Consider the following 16,019-nt stretch of genomic DNA (forward strand, 5'->3'; position numbering starts at 1 on the left):
CCCCCGAACAGGGCAAACGATGACGCTTCCCATGTCACAGTGAAGAACGTGGTGATGTGACCGAAAACACGTACCTCGGGGGTCGGTGGTCGTGTGAACGAAGCGACGCGAGCCACGTACGACGAGTTCACCGAGTACGTGCGGCGCCGCGGTCCCGCACTGCGGCGCATGGCTCGGTCGCTGACCAGCAACGACGCCGACGCCGAGGACCTGCTCCAGGCCGCCCTGATCAAGACCTTCTTCGCCTGGGACCGCATCACCAGCCCGAGCGCCCGGGACGGGTACGTGCGCCGCGCGATGGTCAACACGCAGATCTCCGAGTGGCGGCGGCGGCATCTGGACGTCTACCCCACCGACGAGATCCCCGAGCAGCGGATCGACGACCCGAGTTGGCGCACCGACCTGGCCGACACCGTCAACCGCGCGGTCAACCGGCTGCCGCACCGGCAGCGGCTGGCCGTGATCCTGCGCTACTACGAGGACCTGTCCGAGACCGAGATCGCCTCTGTGCTGGGCGTGAGCGTCGGCACGGTCAAGAGCACCGTCTCCCGCGCCGTGGCCAAACTACGCCACGACGCCGACCTGGTCATCGAGCGCACGACCCCCTGACCACAGCGGTGCGCGCTTTTGTTTTGCACCTTGGCCCCTTCTCTCTGTACGCTTGTCCCAGCCAGGAGGATTCGCCTAGTCCGGTCTATGGCGCCGCACTGCTAATGCGGTTAGGGCTCACGCCCTTCCGGGGTTCAAATCCCCGATCCTCCGCGCTGCGAAGCCGGGCCCCGACCCTGTCGGGGCCCGGCTCTTCTTGTTGCCCCGACCGCCCTGCCTCCCCGGGCCGCACCCGCCCCGGGGCCTGGCCGCCGAGCCGCCGCGGCGGGCCGGCCCCGGACGTCCGCGGCGGGCCCGGCCAGGCCGCCGCCGTTTCCCGGCGCGCCGGGGCAGCCCGCCCGCGCCCACCGCGACGCCGGCCGCCGGACCGCGGCGCACGACTCCGGATCCGGAATTCCGCGGTCCGCCGGCCGCGGAACGCGGGCGAGACGTCCGTCCCCGAAGCGGCGGGACCGGGCGGTCTCCCGTTCGCGAACGGCCGTCGGCTCCGCATCTCGATACGGCCGCCGCCGGCCCGGGATTTTCTTTCCGGTCGGTAGAGAAACGTCGTCCTCCCGCGCGCACCGGGGCGGCCGAAAAGAGACCGTGAACTGTCCGAACGAGGACTCCGGCGGGGGAAATGGCCCGGTGTCCCGTGCCGTCGCCCGGCCGACAGCGGCGCCCGTGGAATCGGGGCGGCGACCGAAGGCGTGCGCCGTCGCGATTCCCCTCCGGCCGACGGCCTCCGACCGGCCCACCCCGGACCCCGCACCTCAAAAATCCCTGTGACCAGCGGTTTCCTTGCGGGAAAGCGCGGCCACTCATCCCCTGCGGCTCCGCCTCCGGGAACTCCGGGCCCACCGCGGGATTTTTGGACACACACCACCCGCAGTTAAGGACAAACCAGGCAAACAATGAACTAATCCCACATTTCCCCAACCCTCGGTCCGCCAGGAAAGAGAAAGGGCAGGTCATCCGCCACAGCCACTACGGCATCCTGCAGAGAATTCGGAAATATTGCGCTACACCCCCCTCTGGGCATTATGTGGTGTTAAGATCCACTACTCGAATGCCAGAAGCACATATTCGGAAATTCCTGTCGCCTATCAGCCCGGCCCGAACGATTTCCGCGCACGGCACAACCGTCACGGAACCGCACCGGACCCGCAGCCTCCGAGGACGCACCGCCCGCCTCCCCTCCCGCTGTCCCTCCGCCCGTGCCGAGATGTGATGCCCATGAGCCGCCCTTCCTCTCCCACCCCCGTGGTCCGCCTCTACGAGACCACCGACCCCAGCGCCCTGTGGCCCGAGCTGCTGAAGAAGTACGGGGAGATCGCCCCGGTCGAACTGGAGCCGGGCGTCCACGGATGGCTGCTGCTGTCCTGGCGGCTCAACTGGGAGGTCATGCGCGACCACCAGACCTACGCCCGCGACCCCGACCGCTGGGCCGCCATGACCGACGGCCGGATCGGTCCGCAGTCCCCGCTGCGCATCCTGTTCGGCAAGTACCAGTCGGCGCTGTACTCCGACGGAGCCGAGCACGAGCGGTACCGGAACGCACTGCTCACCGCACTGAAATCGCTGACCTTCTCCCAGGTCGTCCAGCACATCACCGCGGCCGCCGACCAGCTCATCGACGCCTTCTGCCTGCACGGCAAGGCCGACCTGGTCACCCAGTACACCCGCCAGCTCCCGGTCACCGTGCTGTGCCGCCTGTTCGGCCTCGGCCCGGCCGAGGTCATGCGCATCTGCCTGGAGATGCAGGCCATGTGGGGCGAAGGGCCGGACGCCTTCCCCGCCCGCCTCCGCATCGCGGAGATGCTCACCGACCTGGCCCGGAGGCGCCGCCGCGCCCCCGGCAACGACCTGGCCTCCTCCCTGGTCGCCCAGGGGCTGAGCGACGTCGAGGTCCGCGACAACCTGCTGCTGATCATCGCCGCGGCCGACGACCCGGTCACCCACCTCATCGGCAACACCATCCGGATGCTGCTCGTCGACTCCGGAGTCCGGGCCCGACTCGCCACCTCGTCGACGCTGATCGCGGAGACCGTCAACACCGCGCTGTGGACCGACCCGCCCCTGCAGACCCTCATCGGCCGCTATCCGGTGCAGGACGTGCGGCTGGCCGGCGCCCACGTCCGCGCCGGGGACTGCCTGGTGCTGGGCTTCGCCGCGGCCAGCCTCGACCTGATGGCCCGCAGCGGACCGGACGCGATGCTCACCAACCGCGCCCACCTGACCTGGGGCGTGGGCCCCCACACCTGTCCCGTTCGCGGTCAGGACATGGCCCTGGCCATCGCCGAGACCGCCGTGGACCGGCTGCTGCGCCGACTCCCCGACCTGGCGCTGAGCGTCCCCCCGGACCAGCTGCGCTGGCGCCCCTCGCTGACCGTCCGCGGCCTGGAGGCGCTGCCCGTCCGTTTCACCCCTGTCCCCGTCAGCAACCCCGGAGGAACCTCATGGGACACCCCCGCCGCCCCCACACCATCCATCTCGACCCCGCCGGCAGAGTCGACATCCCCGCCCAAAGACGCGAATTCCTCGAAAAAGGCCCGCTGGTACGGGTGGCTTTTCCCGGGGACCTGGAGGTCTGGGCACTGACCCACGACGCGCCGCTGCGGGAGGCGATGGCCGACGAGTCCGTCTTCGTCCGCGGCTGGCGCAACTGGCGCCCCCTGATGGCCGGTGAGGTCGACCCCCACCACCCCGTCGCCAACATGCTGCGCGTGGAGTCGATGCTGGCCCGTTCCGGAGCGGACCACAAGCGCATGCGCGGCCTGGTCCAGTCCGCCTTCACCCGCCGCCGCGTCGAGGACCTCCGCCCCCGCATCGAGGCCATCACCGGGGAACTGCTGGACCGCATGGCCGAGAGCGACGGAACCGTCGATCTCAAGGCGGCCTACTCCTTCCCCCTGCCCATCCGCGTCATCAGCGACCTCCTCGGCCTCGACGAGGAGGACCACCTCACCCTGCAGACCCTGGTGGGACGCACCCTCTCCGGCACCGATCCCGACGCCAACACCGACGCGTTCGCCTTTGTCGCGTCCCTGATCGAGGCCAAGCGGAAGGACCCGGACGACGGTCTGATCAGCGCGATGATCAACGCGCGCGCCGAGGACGGCGACCGGCTCAGCGAGACCGAGCTGATCCACAACACGCTGCTGCTCATCATCGGCGGCTTCGAGACCACGATGGGCATGATCAGCAACTCGGTGCAGCTGCTGCTCACCCATCCGGACCAGCTGGAACTGCTGCGCACCGGTCAGGTGTCGTGGGAGAACGCCATCGAGGAGTGCCTGCGTTTCGAGTCGTCGGTGGTCATGCTGCCGTTCCTGTACACCACGCGGGACGTGGAGATCGACGGCATCACCATCCCCGCCGGGGACGCCGTGCTGCTCTCCTTCGGCTCGGCCAACCGGGACCCGCGGGCCCACGACGATCCCGACCGCTTCGACATCACCCGTCCGAAGATCCGGCACATGGCGTTCGGCCACGGGGCGCACCTCTGCCTGGGAGCCGCGCTGGCCCGGTTGGAGTTGCTGATCGCGCTTCCCGCGCTGTTCACGCGCTTCCCCGAGATCTCCCTGGTCGGTGAGGCCCCGCCCACGCCCACGGTCTTCATGAACCACCCGCTGGCCCGCCCCGTGCTGCTGCGTCCGACTCCCTGACCGTTCTCCCGGTTCTCCAGAGGGAGACACACCAGGGGCCGGGAACGCCGTCTTGGCGGTCGGCCCGCCGTCGGCCCCGGCCCCTGGTGTCCCGGTGTGCGGTACGGATCAGCCGTGCGTCGCGAGGTACTCGTCGACGATCGCCTGGGGAATGCGTCCCCGGTCGCTGACCTGCTTGCCCGCGGCCTTGGCCCACGCCCGGATCTCGGCGCTGCGGTCCCTGCCGGACGCGCCGCGCTGCTTCCCCCGGGAGGTGTTGCGCTTGGTCGGGGCCCTGCGGGCCGCCTCGACGAACGGCGCGAGCGCGGAGCGGAGCTTCGCCGCGTTATCGCTGCTGAGGTCGATCTCGTAGGCGGAGCCGTCGATCCCGAACGAGACCGTTTCCTCGGCCTCTCCGCCATCGAGGTCGTCGATGAGAAGCACCTGAACCTTCTGCGCCATGGGGACGGTCTCCATCCATCGGTAAGAGAGACTTCGGATACCAGACAGGTGATCTGGATAACTTCAACAGAATGTCAGGTTTTTCCGGACCGCACGGCATCCCGTATTACGATCTTTATCTTTTCTATAAGATTTCGATAGATCGGAGGCCGTTTCAGGGTCCGTTTAGAAAACCGGGTCCATTTTACCGGTCAAGTCGGGACGGGAGGACACGCAGACCGGGCCACCTCACCGGACTCCCGCCAATCACGGCAGAACAGTGAACCTCCCGACAGGTCCGAAAATGGGATTGGCCGGATTCGGCCTCCGGTCCCTCCCGCGGGCCGCCGTGCCCCGCACGGCCGTTCCGGCCGCCCCCGAAGGGGTATCCGTCAGTAGAGCCCCCCGGTGTACTCCTCGGCGTAGAAGCGCTCGATCGCCTCCAGCGGCTCGTCCCGGCGCTCCATGTCCTTGGCGATCCGCGCCCGCGACGGCAGTGCGTCGGGGCGCCAGGTCTCCGGCCGCCACAGCGAGGAGCGGAGGAAGGCCTTCGCGCAGTGGTGGAACACCTCCTCGACCTCGACGAGCAGGGCGAGCGCGGGCCGCTTCCCCCGGACGGCCATCGCGTCGAAGAACGGCGCGTCCCGCAGCACCCTGGCGCGGCCGTTGATCCGCAGCGTGTCGCCCCGTCCGGGAATCAGGTAGACCAGGCCGACGTGGGGATTGGCCAGCACGTTCCGGAAACCGTCGAACCTGCGGTTGCCCCTGCGGTCGGGAATGGCGATCGTGGTGTCGTCGAGAACCAGCGTGAAACCGGGCGGATCGCCCTTGGGGGAGACGTCGCACCGGCCGTTCGCGTCGGACGTCGCGATGAGGCAGAAAGGGGAGGCGGCCAGCCACTCCCGGTCGAGTTCGTGCAGTGCCGTGCGCTCTTTGGCCAGGGCCTGCGGGGCCGGGGCGCCGAGCAGCTCCGTGAGTTCCTCCTCCGAGGTGACCTCCGCCAGACCGCTTTCTTCCACAACCACTCCCCGACGGCGACCACGGCTGACGGCCAGAGTAGCCCTTAAGCGGTTCAGGAAGCACCTCTTTTCCCGGACTGCTTCGCGACGGCAGCCCGGAGCGGTTCCCGCCCCCGGACATCCCCGTCGGCGCCGGACCGCCGTCCGGTGCGGTCCGGCGCCGACGGGGACCGCGTCACTTCTTGCCGGGCACCGACGTCATCGCGGTCATCGTGGGAACGGTGAATCCCGCCGGGATGACCAGGTCGTCGGGGCTCAGGTCGTGGATCGACCGGTGACCCAGTCCGATGAGGGACTCGTCGATCCCGGCACGGAGGATCTCCAGGAGTTGGCGGACCCCGTCCTCGCCGCCCGCCGCGAGCCCCCACAGCCACACCCGCCCCACGAGCACCGCCTTCGCCCCCATGGCCAGGGCCTTGACCACGTCACTGCCGCGGCGGACCCCGCCGTCCATCAGCACCTCGACCTGGTCGCCCACGGCCTCGACGACGCCGGGCAGCGCGCGCAGCGCCCCCGGGATGCCGTCGAGGTTGTTGCCGCCGTGGTTGGAGACGGAGATCGCGGTGGCCCCGCAGTCGACGGCCCGCCGCGCGTCGTCGGGATAGTAGACGCCCTTGACGAGGAACTCGCCGTTCCACAGGTCCCGCAGCCACCGCACGTCCTCCCACGTGGGCAGCGGGGTCTGCGCCCACTCCACGTACGCCTGGCGGAAGGTCGGCGTGCCCTTGGCCTCGGTGTGCAGGTTGGGCGCCTTCAGGTCGGGGATGCCGTTGAGGAGGAACCGCAGCGCCCACCCGGGCCGGGAGAGCCCCATGGGCGCGAACTGCAGCAGCGTGGAGAACGTCACCCGTTCCGGGATGGTGGGGCTGCCCCAGTCGCGGCGGCTGGCGAAGGACCAGTCCAGGGTGAGGATCAGCGCCTTCGCCCCGGCCCGGCGGGCGCGTTCCACCCGCTCGGCGATGTCGTCGCGGGTCCCCACCCAGTACAGCTGGAAGAACGCCTTGGGGTTGGCCGCGGCAATGTCCTCGAAGGGCATGCTGGCGAACGAGCTCAGCCCGATGGCGGTGCCCACCGACGCCGCCGCCTTCGCCACGGCCACCTCCCCGCCGGGGTGGACGGCCTGGGCCCCCGCGGGCGAGACGATGACCGGGAAGTCGATGTCCTGCCCCAGGACGGTCGTGCTCATCTCGCGTTTGGGCGGCAGGTCCGCGGCGATGCGCGGGATCAATCCGATCTCGTCGAACGCCTGGATGTTGTCGTGCAGGGTGACCCCCTTCTCCGTTCCGGCGATGAGCGACGCGTACACCGCCGTCGGCAGACGTTTCTTCGCGCGCCGCTGCGCCTCGGCGACGGATTCCAATGGGGCACTCGTGAACAGCACCTGGACACACTCCTCGTCGGACTCGTTCGGACGGAAGCGGTCCGCCGCCCCGGGTGTCGGTCGACGGCGGGCCTCCCAACGGCTCGGCCCTCCGTCTAACCGGGGGGAGGAACGGACAAACCCGAAAGGGGCGGCTCCGCGACACGGGGGCGCACCTGCGGCGTGTCGCCGCAGCCGTGTCGAATACTCGGGGCATGGCGACCCTACGACGCAGTGTTGACCTGGCCGCACCGGCCGCAGAGGTCTGGGACCTCATCGGCGACTTCTCCTCGATCCACCGCTGGCACCCGGAGGTCAGCGCCCCGGTCATGCGCGGCCCGGCCTCCCCCAACACGCCGAGAGCCGAGCGCGTCTTCGGTGAGCGGACCGAACAGGAACTGGTCGAGCGGCTCGTGGAACGGGACGAGTCGGCCCGCCGCCTCGTCTACACGATGCCGGATCCGCCATTCCCCATCACCGACCACCGGGCGGTCCTGGAGGTCGTGGAACGGGACGCGCAGCACTGCACGGTGGTCTGGACGGCGACGTTCGAGTGCTCCGCGGAGACCGCGCAGGAGTTGGAGTCCACGATGGGCGACGGCGTGTTCGCCGTGGGCCTGGACGCCCTGGCCCACCGCTACGGGCGCGGGTGACCGCGTTCCCGCCGTCCGGCACGGCAACACTCCGTCCTTTGCGAACTCATTGCCCACGCGCGTGAACCTTCGCCCCGATACGGGGGAGTTTGTGGGGTGGGACGGAACGGGAGTAAGGACGGCGCCGATCGCCATCCCGTCCCCGGCCCCGAGCAAGCCCGCGAAGGGAAAGGGAAGGCAATGAACCGGACACGTTCCCGCGGCTGGATGCTCTTCGCCGCGACCCTGCTGTTCCTGACGGGAGCGGTCAATCTCATCCAGGGCATCTTCGCCCTCTTCCTGAGGGACTACCTCTTCATCACCGGAGGCGAGGCGTTCTTCTTCACCCTCACCCCCTGGGGCCTCCTGCTGGGCCTGTGGGGGCTGCTCCTGCTGGGGGCGGGCTTCGCCCTGACCAGCGGTAGGAGCTGGGCGCGCACCCTGGGTGTGGTCCTGCTCGCGATCAACGTCGTCGCGCAGCTGGCGTTCTTCGCCGCCAACCCGCTGTGGTCGCTGGTGGTCATCGCCGTTGACCTGCTGGCCATCTACGGGCTGACCGCCGGCTGGTCCTCGGCCCACGCGGCCGAGGAGGAGCGGGAGTCCGGTCGGGAGGCCGAGGACTCCTACCGCTCCGGTTACGAGGCGGGAATGCGGGAGGCTCGGGAGACCCGCGAGGAGGCTCCCTCCTCCGGCGCGTCCTCCGGCGCGCACATCCCGCAGCCGTCCCGGGGCGAGCACGCGCGCTGAGCGTGCTCGGCTCACGGCCGGGGGCACGGCAGGACGCAGCTGCCCCTGGCCTGGTCCTGGGGCCGGGACCGCCGCCGAATCCGGCCCCGTGGACATGATCGCTGCTGGCCGGGTCCACCGTGGACGCTTCCGGCGGACCGCGCTCAGCGCTCCCGGACCAGCAGCGGCTGGCTGACCTCGCCCAGGTGGCCGTCGGGGTCGCTCAGGGTGGCGTGGGAGACGCCGAGCCCGTCGGTGGACAGGTGGGAACGGCAGGCCAGGTGCACCCACTCGGCTTCGGGGAAGCGGCCCAGGGTGACGGTGATGGACGGCGGGATGAACAGCCACTCCGTCATCGGCAGGGCGGCGGACAGGCCGTTGGCGGAGTCCGCGACGACCAGCGTGCGGTCCAGGCCGGTGGGCTTCTCCCCCGCGATCAGGGGGATGCGGACCCGGGTCCACACGTCCGCCGCTCCGGAGGCGGTGTCGTGGCCGCCGCGGGTGAACCGCCACTCGATCGCCTCGCCGTAGCCCCAGCCGGTCAGGTCGGGCCCCTGCCCGGTCCCGGGCAGGGCGGGCGGCTGGATGCGCTCCCCGGTGGACGGGGGAGTCGGCCCGGTCGCGATCGCCCAGGCGCGCGCGACCACCGCCGGACGGTCGTCGAAGACCATCCGCGCCTCGGACAGGGCGATCCGCCGGCCCGGTCGGAGCTGGGCCACCTCGACGCGGAAGGGGCGGCGCGGGATGGCGCCGAGGAAGTCCGCCGAGATCCGGGCCAGCCGCATGCCGGGGCCGGCGGCCTCGTCGAGGAGGTGTCCCAGCAGCGCCGTGGGCGGGCCGCCGTGCTGGGCTCCGGGGTCCCAGGGGCTCTCGGTGGCGCGGGTCGGCTCGTAGCGGTCGTCGCCGAGGGGCAGGTAGAAGGCTTCCGCCGGTTCACTCATGGCTCAGTCCTCGCAGGGGCGGTGCGGTCGGGGCGGAGGGGCATGACACCCAGAGATTACCGAATCCGATTCGGTTTCGACTGGAGCGGGGGTGCCCCGTCACCCCCCGTGCGCCGGTCAGCCACCGCACCGGACCCCCGGCTCACTCCGCGAGGAAGCGCGCGACGTCGGCCGCCTCGGTCCCGACCGCCTCCCCCACCGGCTCGGACGGCGGCTCGAAGAACGTGGTCCCCACCTCCCCGCCGGTGCGCCACCACGTCCCGACCACGCGGCCGTCCACGACGACGGCGGGGCGGATCTGCCCCCCGCCCGGCCACACCGCCCGTTCGCGCCCCGGCGGCACCGCCAGCGTCCGGTCGCGCCAGCCGACCAGGTAGTCGTCGTAAGCGGGCAGCAGCCGCACGTCCCCGGGGCCGCCGGCGCGCCCGGCCGCCGCGATCTCGTCGGCGCGTTCCGCGGGCAGCGCGTACGGCTTTCCGTCGACGGTGACCTCGACGGTGTCGAGAGTCCGCCACGCGGCCCGGGCGACGGCGGCGGGCAGCCCCGACCAGTGGACGAAGTCGGCGAGGGACGCCGGGGCGTGCGCGGCGAGGTAGCGGCCGGCCAGGCGGGCCGCCGCCTCCTCCCGGTCCCACCCCGGACCGGGACCGGGAACCCAGTCGTCCAAAGCGACGTAGGCGGGTTCGCCGTCGCGGACCGGCCCCTGACAGATCCGCCCGGCCAGCGCGTTGCGCCGGATCAGGTGGAACGCGGCCTGCCCGGCGGCGGGCACCCCGGCCGCGGTGAGCAGCCCGGCCAGCTCGGCACGGGTGCGCGGACGTTCGGCGACCGCGTCCGAGACGAGGGCGTCGGCGCGGGACAGCAGGGGCTCGTCCAACCCCAGTTCGGCGCAGCGGCGGCGGCTCGCCGCGAGGAACACCGGTCCGAGGAGGGCGAGCAGCCAGCGCACGTCGGCAGCGGGCACCAGGTGGAGGGTGCCGCGCAGGAACCAGCCGCGCACCACCGTCCGGTCGGTCCCGACGGCACGAGCCACGTCGCTGAGGCGGGCGTCCGCCGCGCGGGCGCGCAGCCCCAGCGCGGCGGCGGTGGCGTCCTGCGCCTGCACCGTGAGGATCCGGTCGAGCACCCGGACGGGGTCGCGCTCGCGCTCCCCGAGCAGCAGTTGCGCGGCGGCGCGCAGACGACGGGCGGAGGCGGCGGTGAGAGCGGGAGTCATGGGGTCTTGGTACACCGCGGTACCGTCACCGAAACCGTCCGGCGGTCCCGCTTCCGACACCGCAGCGGCCGGCGCCCCCGCCGCCGCGGTGCGCGGACGGCCCCGTCGAGGTCAGGCCAGCGCCTCCCGGGTCTCCCCGGCGATCTGGAGGTCCTCGCGGGCGGCGACCACGAACACCCGCACCCGGGAGCCCTCGGCGGTCAGCTCCGCGTCCGGCACCGCGGTCCGGTCGGCCTCCTCGTCCACGCGGACGCCCAGGAAGCCGAGCCCGGCCGCCGCCCCCGACCGCACCACGGGCTGGTGCTCGCCCACGCCCCCGGTGAACACCAGGGTGTCCAGGCCGTCCAGGGCCGAGGCCATCGCGGCGACCTTGCCGCGCAGCCGGTACAGGTACACGTCCACGGCCAGCCGCGCCTCGGCGTCGCCCGTCTCGGCGCGCTTCACCACCTCCCGCAGGTCGGCGGTGCCCGCCAGTCCGGCCAGGCCGCTGCGGTGGGTGAGACCGTGGTCCAGCTCCTCGTAGGTGAGCCGCCCCTCGCGCAGCAGCCACAGCATCAGGCCGGGGTCCACGTCCCCCGCGCGGGTGGCCATCACCAGGCCCTCCAACGGGGTGAACCCCATGGTGGTGGCCACGCAGCGCCCGTCGCGCACCGCCGCCAGCGACGCGCCCGCGCCCAGGTGGGCGGTGACCACCCGGCCCGGGTCGCCGCCCACCAGCTCGGCGGCGCGGCGGGCCGCGTACGCGTGCGACAGCCCGTGGAACCCGTAGCGGCGCAGCGTGAACCGCTTCCGCCACGGGGCGGGCAGCGCGTACGTGGCCGCCGCCTCCGGCAGGGTGCTGTGGAACGTGGTGTCGAAGCACGCCACCTGCGGCACCCCGGGCAGCAGGTCGCGGAGCGTGTCGACCGCGGCCAGCGCCTGCGGCTGGTGCAGCGGCGCCAGTTCCGTCAGCGACCGCAGCGTCCGGCGCACCCGGTCGTCGATGCGCACCGCCGACCGGTAGGCCGTGCCGCCGTGCACCACCCGGTGCCCCACCGCGTCGCAGGGGCCGAGGGAGCGCAGCGCCCGGACCACCTGGTCGGCGGGCAGGCGGCCGTCGACGACGGCGAGGTCGTACCGGTCCAGCAGCGTGTCGTCGGCGTCCAGCAGCCGGAGTTTGACGCTGGTGGACCCGGTGTTGACCACGAGGACCCGCATCAGTGCTCCCACACCCAGTCGCGGATGTCGGGCGCGTCCTCGCCGTACTCGCGGGTGTACGCGCGGCAGCGCAGCCGCTCGTCCCGCATATGCTGGCGCAGCCCCGCCGCACGCACGCCCAGTCCCGGCACCCGGTCGATCACGTCCATCACCAGGTGGAAGCGGTCCAGGTCGTTGAGCATCACCATGTCGAACGGCGTCGTGGTGGTGCCTTCCTCCTTGTAGCCGCGCACGTGCAGGTTGGGGTGCCCGGCGCGGCGGTAGGTGAGCCGGTGGATCAGCCACGGATAGCCGTGGAACGCGAAGATGACCGGCCTGTCACGGGTGAACAGGGTGTCGTACTCGCGGTCGGTCATGGCGTGCGGGTGCTCGCCCTCGTTGCTCAACCGCATCAGGTCCACCACGTTGACCACGCGCACCCGCAGCTCCGGCAGGTGGCGGCGGAGCAGGTCGGCGGCGGCCAGCGTCTCCAGGGTGGGCACGTCCCCGGCGCAGGCCAGCACCACGTCGGGTGCGGCGCCGTCCTCGGAGCCCGCCCACTCCCACAGGCCCGCCCCCCGCGCGCAGTGCGCGACCGCCGCGTCCATCGGCAGGTAGTTGAACTGCGGCTGCTTGCCCGCGACGACCACGTTGACGTAGTTCCGCGAGCGCAGGCAGTGGTCCACGGTGGACAGCAGGGTGTTGCTGTCCGGCGGCAGGTACACCCGGACGATCTCCGGCTTCTTGTTGACCACGTGGTCGATGAAACCGGGGTCCTGGTGGCTGAACCCGTTGTGGTCCTGCCGCCACACGTGCGAGCTGAGCAGGTAGTTCAACGAGGCCACCGGACGCCGCCACGGCAGGTCGCGGGAGACCTTCAACCACTTGGCGTGCTGGTTGAACATCGAGTCGACGATGTGGATGAACGCCTCGTAGGAGTTGAACAGGCCGTGCCGCCCGGTCAGCAGGTAGCCCTCCAGCCAGCCCTGGCACAGCTGCTCGTTGAGGACCTCCATGACCCGCCCGTCGGGGGAGAGCTGCCGGTCGACGGGCAGGCGGCCGGTGGTCCAGGCCCGGTCGGTGGCCTCGAAGACCGCGTCGAGCCGGTTGGACCGGGTCTCGTCGGGGCCCATGATCCGGAAGTTGCGCGGGTTGGCGGCGACGACGTCGCACAGGAAACCTCCCAGCACCCGTGTGGCCTCCGCCTTCTCCACCCCGGGGCGGGTCACCTGCACGGCGTGGTCGCGGAGGTCCGGCAGGAGGAGGTCGCGCAGCAGCAGGCCGCCGTTGGCGTGCGGGCTGCCGCTGATGCGGCGTTCGGGGCGCGGTACCACGGCGGTGGTCCCGGGGCGGGGCGCGCCGTCGTCGTCGAACAGCTCCCCGGGCCGGTAGCCGCGCAGCCACTCCTCCAGTTGGCGCAGGTGTTCGGGGTTCTCCCGGGGGGCGGCGAGCGGCACCTGGTGGGACCGCCAGGTGTTCTCCACCGGCTGCCCGTCCACCGTCCGGGGGCCGGTCCAGCCCTTGGGGGTGCGCAGGACGATCATGGGCCAGCGCACGTTCTCGACACTGCTGCCGCTGTGCCGGGCGCGGAACCGGATCGTGTCGATGCGTTCCAGACAGGAGGCGAGGGCCCCGGCCATCGACCGGTGCACGGTGTCCGGGTCGTCGCCCGCGACCACGTGCGGTGCGTAGCCGTGGCCGCGCAGCTGGGCGAGCAGGTCCTCCTCGGGGATGCGGGCCGGTACGGTCGGTCCGGCGATCTTGTAGCCGTTGAGGTGCAGGATCGGCAGGACCGCGCCGTCGCGCACCGGGTTGAGGAAGCGGACCGACTGCCAGCTCCCGGACAGCGCTCCGGTCTCGGCCTCGCCGTCGCCGACGACGGCGGCGACCACCAGGTCGGGGTTGTCGAAGGCCGCGCCGAAGGCGTGGGCGAGCGCGTAGCCGAGTTCGCCGCCCTCGTGGATGGAGCCGGGCGTCTCCGGGGCGGCGTGGCTGGGAACGCCGCCGGGGAAGGAGAACTGGCGGAACAGGCGGCGCATGCCCGCGGCGTCCCGGCCGACGTCGGGGTAGACCTCGGAGTAGACGCCGTCCAGCCACGCCGTGGCGACGGCCGCGGGCCCGCCGTGCCCGGGGCCGACGATCCACATCAGTTCGGTGTCGCGGCGGCGGACCTGGTGGTTGAGGTGCGCGTAGACGAAGGTGAGGCCGGGCGTGGTGCCCCAGTGGCCGAGCAGCCGCGGCTTGATGTGCCCGGGGGCGAGCGGTTCGCGCAGCAGCGGGTTGTCCAGCAGGTAGATCTGGCCGACGGACAGGTAGTTCGCGGCCCGCCAGTACCGGTCGATCTCGTGGAGTTCGGCGGCGGTGAGGTTCTGGCGGGGAACCGACTCGGTCGCGGTCATACGGCTTCCCTCGGATCGGTGGACATCACCTCGTTCACTACCGCCGCCCCGGTGTTCTATGCGGTTCCGGCTCCCCGCACGGGACCCGCCGCACCACGGAAAACGGGATGCGCGCGGCGGGGGTGCTGCGCGACAGTCTCCCCATGGACAACGACGATCTGGTTCCGGTCGCCCGTCCCACGGTCGAGGAACTGGCCCGTGACCCGCTTCCGCTGCGCGGCCGCGTCGCCCTGGTCACCGGGGTGAGCCGGCGCGAGGGCATCGGGTACGCGGTGGCGCGGCGGCTCGCGGCCTACGGGGCGAGCGTGTTCTGCCACCACTACCGGCCGCACGATGAGGAGCAGCCGTGGGGCGGCGACGACGTGGCCGCGGTGCTCGCGGGGGTGCGCCGGGCGCTGGCCGCTCCCGGCGCGCGGGTGGCCGACCTCTCGGCGGACCTGGCCGAGGTGGACGCGCCGCGCCGGGTGGTGGCCGCGGCGGCCGCCGAGTTCGGGCACGTGGACATCCTCGTGGCCAACCACGCGCGCAGCGGCGGCGACGGCCGCCTGTCCGAGGTGGACGCGGCGATGCTGGACGCGCACTGGGCCGTGAACACCCGTTCCGCGCTGCTGCTGGCCAAGGAGTTCGCCGCCCGGCACGACGGCCGCGCGGGCGGCCGGGTGGTCTTCCTGACCTCCGGCCAGGTGCGTGGTCCGATGCCCGATGAGATCTGCTACGCCGCCGCCAAGGGCGCGCTGGCCGCGATCACGCCGAGCGTCGCCGCCGGACTGTCCCGGAGCGGCATCACCGTGAACACGGTCAACCCCGGGCCGGTGCAGACCGGCTACCTCACCGGGGAGCTGCTGGACCGGCTGCGGCCGATGCTGCCGTTCGGCCGCTGCGGGTTCCCCGACGACCCGGCGCGGCTCATCGCGTGGCTGGCCACCGACGAGGCGCGGTGGATCACCGGTCAGGTCATCAGCAGTGAGGGAGGTTTCACCTACTGACGTCGCCGTCCGCGGCGGGAGGGGGGCCGTGACCTCCCGGGGCCCCTTCCCGGTGAGGATCACCGTGAGCGATCCTTGACAAGTCGCCCCCGAGTGGCGAATGCTCACCAAACGTCCGCTTTCCCTCCCGCACGGAGCGTAGTCTTGAACGAATTCCTCCTCGTCCTGGCGGGTGGCGCCGTCAGTCTGGTGACCAGCGCCACCGTCACCTGGTTGCAGGGGCGCTACGCCCGCAGGGCGGAGACGCGGTCGGCGTCACGCACCGCCACCCGGCAACTGACCAGTCTGCTCATCGCGCAGCGCGACGCCCCCGAGGGCACTCCGTCGACCACCGCGCTCGCCGAGGCCGAACTGCTCGCGGCGACCATCACCGCACGCCGCCCCCGCGAGGCCGTGCAGGAGGTGATCCGCCTGCTCCGCGAGTGCGACCTGCCGGAGTTGGAGCAGCTCAGCGGGGTGCCCGCCGCGCGGGCCCGGCAGATCCTGTGCGACCACGGGCTGGCGGTCCTCGGCGCGCACCTGCGCGGCGACCGGCTGCCGCAGGCGCCCGAGACCGTCCGCAGTATGCGCAGCGTCGAGAACGAGGCGTTGAACATCCGCGCGGGCGTCGTCTCCTCGGCTCCCCGGCCCGCGGAGGACACCAACGGCTTCCTGCCCCCCGAGCCCGCCGAGGAGCCGCCGGCCGCGGACACCGCCGAGGTCCCCACCCGGAAGGTGCGCAGCCGACCGCGCAGCACCCGCAAGAGCACCGCCAAGGACACCAAGGACTCCGACCCGCTGGACTGAGCCGGCGCGGCCCGTCGGCTCCGCCGGCCGGCCGTCCCACCGGCCCCTCCGCTGTTTCACAGCCCGCCGTCACGGGAAACCGGGGAGACGGCGGACCAGGGA

At 72.1% G+C, this 16,019-nt stretch carries 14 protein-coding genes and 1 tRNA gene; 8 read left to right on the forward strand and 7 right to left on the reverse strand.

All coding sequences use genetic code 11. The features are described 5' to 3' along the window. Positions 1-93 precede the first annotated feature (93 nt). The 4 genes from FOF52_RS16260 to FOF52_RS16275 all read left to right on the forward strand — a co-directional run bounded on the left by FOF52_RS16260 (position 94) and on the right by FOF52_RS16275 (position 4,256). Positions 94-609, forward strand: a complete 516-nt coding sequence (locus FOF52_RS16260) for a SigE family RNA polymerase sigma factor (RefSeq protein ID WP_248590791.1) — start codon at positions 94-96, stop codon at positions 607-609. A 64-nt stretch (positions 610-673) separates the two neighbouring features. Continuing rightward, positions 674-762, forward strand: a tRNA-Ser gene (locus tag FOF52_RS16265). A gap of 1,062 nt (positions 763-1,824) precedes the next feature. Then, positions 1,825-3,189 carry a cytochrome P450 gene (locus FOF52_RS16270; RefSeq protein ID WP_248590792.1) on the forward strand — a complete coding sequence of 455 codons (1,365 nt, stop codon included), beginning with the start codon at positions 1,825-1,827 and terminating at the stop codon, positions 3,187-3,189. Next, the gene (locus FOF52_RS16275) at positions 3,153-4,256 is read left to right on the forward strand and encodes a cytochrome P450 family protein (RefSeq protein WP_248590793.1); all 1,104 of its coding nucleotides are present in this window, start codon (positions 3,153-3,155) and stop codon (positions 4,254-4,256) included. Before FOF52_RS16270 ends, FOF52_RS16275 begins: the two co-directional genes overlap by 37 nt. Positions 4,257-4,364: 108 nt before the next feature. Here the strand turns inward: FOF52_RS16275 and FOF52_RS16280 are convergent, their stop codons facing one another. The 3 genes from FOF52_RS16280 to mftD form a co-directional block, all read right to left on the reverse strand. Next, complete coding sequence (locus FOF52_RS16280; RefSeq protein WP_248590794.1) at positions 4,365-4,697, reverse strand: histone-like nucleoid-structuring protein Lsr2; 333 nt, start codon at positions 4,695-4,697, stop codon at positions 4,365-4,367. Positions 4,698-5,068: 371 nt separating this feature from the next. Continuing rightward, complete coding sequence (locus FOF52_RS16285; protein ID WP_425265497.1) at positions 5,069-5,701, reverse strand: pyridoxamine 5'-phosphate oxidase family protein; 633 nt, start codon at positions 5,699-5,701, stop codon at positions 5,069-5,071. A 169-nt stretch (positions 5,702-5,870) separates the two neighbouring features. Then, a complete protein-coding gene (gene mftD / locus FOF52_RS16290) occupies positions 5,871-7,076 on the reverse strand; it encodes a pre-mycofactocin synthase MftD (protein WP_248590796.1) in 1,206 nt (401 codons plus the stop codon). Between the two features lie 194 nt (positions 7,077-7,270). On the opposite strand from mftD, the gene FOF52_RS16295 reads away from it, so the two are divergent. Then, entirely contained in the window at positions 7,271-7,708 is a 438-nt protein-coding gene (locus tag FOF52_RS16295; protein WP_248590797.1) for an SRPBCC family protein, read from the forward strand. A gap of 180 nt (positions 7,709-7,888) precedes the next feature. Beyond that, complete coding sequence (locus FOF52_RS16300) at positions 7,889-8,434, forward strand: DUF7144 family membrane protein (protein ID WP_248590798.1); 546 nt, start codon at positions 7,889-7,891, stop codon at positions 8,432-8,434. A 143-nt stretch (positions 8,435-8,577) separates the two neighbouring features. Here FOF52_RS16300 and FOF52_RS16305 read toward each other — a convergent pair whose 3' ends face one another. The 4 genes from FOF52_RS16305 to FOF52_RS16320 all read right to left on the reverse strand — a co-directional run bounded on the left by FOF52_RS16305 (position 8,578) and on the right by FOF52_RS16320 (position 14,145). Continuing rightward, entirely contained in the window at positions 8,578-9,354 is a 777-nt protein-coding gene (locus FOF52_RS16305) for a thioesterase family protein (RefSeq protein ID WP_248590799.1), read from the reverse strand. Between the two features lie 142 nt (positions 9,355-9,496). Continuing rightward, complete coding sequence (locus tag FOF52_RS16310; protein WP_248590800.1) at positions 9,497-10,570, reverse strand: winged helix DNA-binding domain-containing protein; 1,074 nt, start codon at positions 10,568-10,570, stop codon at positions 9,497-9,499. 111 nt (positions 10,571-10,681) lie between these two features. Next, positions 10,682-11,767, reverse strand: coding sequence for an acetate/propionate family kinase (locus FOF52_RS16315; protein WP_248590801.1), 1,086 nt, complete (start codon positions 11,765-11,767; stop codon positions 10,682-10,684). Then, positions 11,767-14,145: a phosphoketolase family protein gene (locus tag FOF52_RS16320; RefSeq protein ID WP_248590802.1), complete on the reverse strand. Its 2,379-nt coding sequence runs from the start codon at positions 14,143-14,145 to the stop codon at positions 11,767-11,769. The genes FOF52_RS16315 and FOF52_RS16320 overlap by 1 nt, the downstream gene beginning before the upstream one ends. Before the next feature lie 143 nt (positions 14,146-14,288). Between FOF52_RS16320 and FOF52_RS16325 the strand changes: the two genes are divergently transcribed. Both FOF52_RS16325 and FOF52_RS16330 read left to right on the forward strand, forming a co-directional pair. Further along, positions 14,289-15,131 (forward strand): SDR family oxidoreductase, encoded by an 843-nt coding sequence (locus FOF52_RS16325; protein WP_248590803.1) that lies wholly within the window; start codon positions 14,289-14,291, stop codon positions 15,129-15,131. A 144-nt stretch (positions 15,132-15,275) separates the two neighbouring features. Further along, positions 15,276-15,917, forward strand: a complete 642-nt coding sequence (locus tag FOF52_RS16330; RefSeq protein ID WP_248590804.1) for a hypothetical protein — start codon at positions 15,276-15,278, stop codon at positions 15,915-15,917. Positions 15,918-16,019 lie beyond the last annotated feature (102 nt).

Source organism: Thermobifida alba (assembly GCF_023208015.1).
Classification (GTDB): domain Bacteria; phylum Actinomycetota; class Actinomycetes; order Streptosporangiales; family Streptosporangiaceae; genus Thermobifida; species Thermobifida alba.